The organism is Rhodopseudomonas parapalustris, assembly GCF_053772255.1.
Genome location: NZ_JAMKBZ010000060.1, coordinates 1 through 4,257, shown reverse-complemented (window position 1 = coordinate 4,257; position 4,257 = coordinate 1). Strand labels below are relative to the sequence as shown.

Genomic DNA, 4,257 nt, shown 5'->3' with positions numbered 1-4,257 from the left:
ATGATGCTGTCACTCCGACTCGAAGCCGCCCGACACCCCTAAATCAATCCAGTTCAGCAAACTTCACGGACGACTTGGAAACGTCAGTTATTTAAGTTCTCAAGTGATATGGTCGTTTTTTCCAGAGCGGCAGGTTGTGGGTGCCGCCAACGACCTTCGATCGGAGCCAATTGCTTTTTGCGATTACTCGATCGACAATGTTATTGCGACAGAGGTCGTCGAGCACATTTCTGACGTTCAATACAGCCAAGCTACTACACTGGACGGACTATTTTTCTTTCTCGAAGAAGTCTATCGTGTTTTACGAATAGGTGGAAGGGCGTTTATTTCTACGCCAAACGCAGTAAGCATATGGGCTATTCAACGCATTCTCTTGGGGCAATCCCCACTTGTCTACGACTGGCATTTCCGAGAGTACACAACAAGCGAGATGAGGCAGATTGTAGAATACGTGGGGTTCGAAATCGTTGCCCATACTACAGAATTCGTTTGGCACCGTTGGGACTTTGAGCCGATTATATCGCTTATGAGGGCGCAGAATTATTCCTTAGATATGCGCGGTGATGATCAGTTCCTGGTTCTGCAGAAAGGTAGTCAGAGGCATCGAAAACCTCATTCATTGGCTTTGCCGATCTGACTGGGGTTGTGTAATTCATTCAATCTCTGCCACCTTCCGTGCCCAGCTATTCGCATTGCACTCCTGACGCGCGATGCCCCTGAACGCCGCGTTGTCATTCAGCAGCAGTGCGCGGTCGCACGCGTCGGCAAAGCCGGTGGCGTCCGCAGTGAGGATCGAACGGTACTTGCGGCACTCTGGCAGATCAGTCGATACAGTTGGCCGCCCGAGAGCCATGTACTCAAAGATCTTCAGCGGTGAAGTCGCGAGTGTGATTTTGTTGATTAGGAATGGAACTAAGCAAACGTCGAACCATGTCGCATGCCGGGGAAGCTCTTCGTATCGCATCGCCGGCAGCACGAAGAGGTTCTCAGGTGGATCCGACAGAGCTGAACCGGTCCCATCGAGGTCCGGTCCGATAAGCACGATGTCGTAACCTGGCCGCGCGCCTGCCAGCCGACGGACAAGGTCATAGTCGAACCAGCTCGCGAAAGAACCATAGTAACCGAGGATCGGACGACCGCGCGCAATGATCCGGGCAAAGTCGGCACGCAGCCCGGCTTGCGCGCGCGGCACTCCCTTGAAGCGTTCGACGTCGACGCCATTGGTCACCAGCAGCATATTCCGCTGCCGCCGGCTCGCGACGTCGCGCAGAAGCGCGTCGGCGCTCGCGAGCACCAGGACGTTCTCCTCGTCGGCTAACAAACGATCATGAAGTTTGAATCGCTCCGCTGGGATTGGCTGGCCGCTCACAGCGTCATCCATGTGATCGATGTAGTCGTAGATCATCGTCCCGCCACTGGACATTACGTGATCAACGTCGGCCTGCGTTAGCGACGTGTCCGTGGATAACGCGAGGTAGACCGGACTCTCCGCTGCCTCGATCGCCTCCGTCCCGTGAGGCGTCACTATGATGCCGTCGGGGCCCTGCGCCGAGACCAGCACAGCGTCGTGGCCAGTGGATGGCGTCACGAACACGACCCGCCAACCCTGGCGGGCCATCTCGATCGCCATGTGGTGAACGCGTTGCTTGTATGGATATGCCATATCGAGCGTAGACCGCACCAGTACGGTGCGTCGATCCCCCGAAGATGAGAGGAGACGCGCGAGCCTGCGGCGCGCCAATGGGCGTGCCAGCGAAATCAGCTGCTTTGCCAATAAGCGATGTGCGACGACCCGACTAGCACCCGTAACGCCATAGATTGACAGAAGCCGTCGTAGTCGGTGCAGGGAGGTGCCGAGGCCGTTAGATGACATGAGCATTGTTTCCATGAGCGGAGATAGCCAGAATACTAGGTAGCGGCAGAGCAGCCAGCCTAGGTGCTCGAATGGTCATTGATGGTCCACCACTGCCGTAGTGCAGGCTGAATACGCGGTACGAGCGCGAGGGACCGAAGCATGTGCTGCGCCATTAGGATCGGCCGTCCTTCATTCTGCGCAGCCTTGGCCATCTCTAGTGACAAATAAGCCGTCGCGATTCGGCGGAACCGCGAATCTACCAAAGAGTGTTGCAAGGATTCGATCGTTTCCTCAATAATTGCTTTCGCGTGCCCTACGGTTTCCAATCTTCCGCGACCTCCTACTGAGACAATTGCAGCGACTTCGCGCTTCACAACAAGGCGTCCACCGGCGAGCGCGAAACGCAAAAACCACTCGTAGTCTTCGAGCCGCCTCAGCTGCGAGTTGAATGGTCCCACGAGATCGAACATGCTCCGGGAGACCAACAGAGTGCTCCCCGGAGCAAACCAGCAGCCTGCGGCAAAGTCCAATGAATTGCGGCTTTCCCGAGGTATGACGCTTTTCGGGGGGCGCCCGTCCTCGCGTACCGCTGTCCAGCCGCATGCGACGGCTATCGGAGCTGAGCCCTGCAGGCAGCCGACCTGAGCCGCCAACTTGTGCGGCAGCCACTCATCGTCAGAGTCCAGAAACGCGACGAAATTTCCTGTTGCGGAGTTGACGCCCGCCTGCCGCGCGGCTCCGGGGCCACGGTTCCTGTCAAGATGAAGGATGCGAAGTCGAGGGTCATCGATTCCGATCTCATCTCTCGAAATGGGCTTTAGGGAGCCATCATCGACGACGATTACCTCCAGCGGTGGGTAGGACTGACACAAGGCCGAACGAGCTGCTCGCCGTGTTGCTGCAGGCCTATTGAAAGTGGGAATCACCACGCTGATTTCGGGTTGGCTGCTCGGATTGATCGTCATCTCGAAGTCAAAAGTTGCATTGTAACGCGTTATGCTTAAAACAGGGCCGAATGCGTCTTTGATTGAAGAAGTAAGTCATCTGTAGACGGATGGAGCATGCGTCCCTATTCTTTTGCTACATGATGCTGTTCTATAAGTCTATCAGCGCTGCGCAACAACAGAAGGATCCTGGAAGCTGGTGCGACAGGAGCGCGCCTTATGATGCCTCGTCTCACATCGTACGACGATAGAGCAGGGTAAAATAGCCAAGAGGACGGCAAGTATGCGATTTGTGTAGTCGGTCTCGCCGACAATCGAATGCTATGCGCAATATACCGCTTCGTAATTCAAGATCTGAAATCTGTCGGCTATATAGAGCGGAGAAGTGCGCTGCTTGATGATTGTCAAGATGCACAGGTATGATGGAAACTTTATGAAGCAAATCGAAGCATTCTGAAACGCTTCGTTTTGTTTCGAATTGCTTCGAATGCCTTTTTGAATATTGCAAGGTCTGGCCTCATACAGTTCTGCTATGGGCAGAAGTGATATCAGAGGATAGGCGGCTCGATTCGCGCGTGATTTGGGTGAGGGAAGCACCCGGATTCTGTTTGAGCGACTGCTTTCGAAGCACCTCGATCAAATCGCGGCGATTCGCCAAGATGGGCTGTCTTGGCCAAGTATCGCATTGATTCTGACACAAGCTGGCGTTCGACGTGTTGATGGCCGGTTGATTTTGACCTGCCACCGAACTTTCATCCAGCTACAGTTAGAGCCTCGGCGGTTTTTACGCCGGTCGGCGTATGTCGAGCAACGGGCGATCGGCGAAGCTGGTCGGGGTTGCGGAGCCGATCGCCCGTTGCGGTGAAGGTGGCGGCATAGGCCGCCGGGGTGAGGTAGCCGAGCGCCGAGTGTGGCCGCTCGTCGTTGTAGTCGGTGATCCAGGCGGTGATCTTGGTACGGGCATCGTCGAGATCGAAGAATAGCGTCTCGTTGAGAAGCTCGTCACGCATCCGGCCGTTGAAGCTCTCGACGAATCCGTTCTGCATGGGCTTGCCGGGCGCGATGAAGTGCCAGTCGATGTTGTTGTCCCGACACCAGGCGAGCATGGCGTTGCAGGTAAACTCGGTGCCGTTGTCAGAAACGATCATCCCAGGCTTGCCGTGCCGTTCGACGATCGCGTTCATCTCACGGGCCACCCGCCGACCGGGGATCGAGGTGTCCGGGATCGCACCGAGGCACGTCTTGGTCACATCGTCGACGATGTTGAGGACGCGGAAGCGCCGGCCATTGGCGAACTGGTCGTGGACGAAATCGATCGACCAGCGCGCGTTCGGCCTGGCCTCGACCAGAATGGGGGCCGGTGTACCGACGGCCTTGCGCCGGGCCCGCCGCTTGCGCACGCAAAGCCCTTCTTCGCGATAGAGCCGGTAGATGCGGTTGATGCCCGAGGGCTCGCCC

General features: G+C 56.5%; 4 protein-coding genes. 1 reads left to right on the top strand and 3 read right to left on the bottom strand.

Going from position 1 to position 4,257, the window contains the following annotated elements; genetic code table 11:
- Window positions 1-136: 136 nt before the first annotated feature.
- Entirely contained in the window at window positions 137-637 is a 501-nt protein-coding gene (locus M9H71_RS24935) for a hypothetical protein (RefSeq protein WP_455407548.1), read from the top strand.
- A gap of 15 nt (window positions 638-652) precedes the next feature.
- Here M9H71_RS24935 and M9H71_RS24930 read toward each other — a convergent pair whose 3' ends face one another.
- The 3 genes from M9H71_RS24930 to M9H71_RS24920 all read right to left on the bottom strand — a co-directional run.
- On the bottom strand, window positions 653-1,630 hold the full coding sequence (locus M9H71_RS24930; RefSeq protein WP_455407547.1) for a glycosyltransferase: 978 nt from the start codon (window positions 1,628-1,630) through the stop codon (window positions 653-655).
- Between the two features lie 302 nt (window positions 1,631-1,932).
- Window positions 1,933-2,820, bottom strand: a complete 888-nt coding sequence (locus tag M9H71_RS24925) for a glycosyltransferase family 2 protein (protein ID WP_455407546.1) — start codon at window positions 2,818-2,820, stop codon at window positions 1,933-1,935.
- A 731-nt stretch (window positions 2,821-3,551) separates the two neighbouring features.
- The coding region (locus tag M9H71_RS24920; RefSeq protein WP_455407545.1) for an IS3 family transposase at window positions 3,552-4,257 on the bottom strand (706 nt) is incomplete at its 5' end.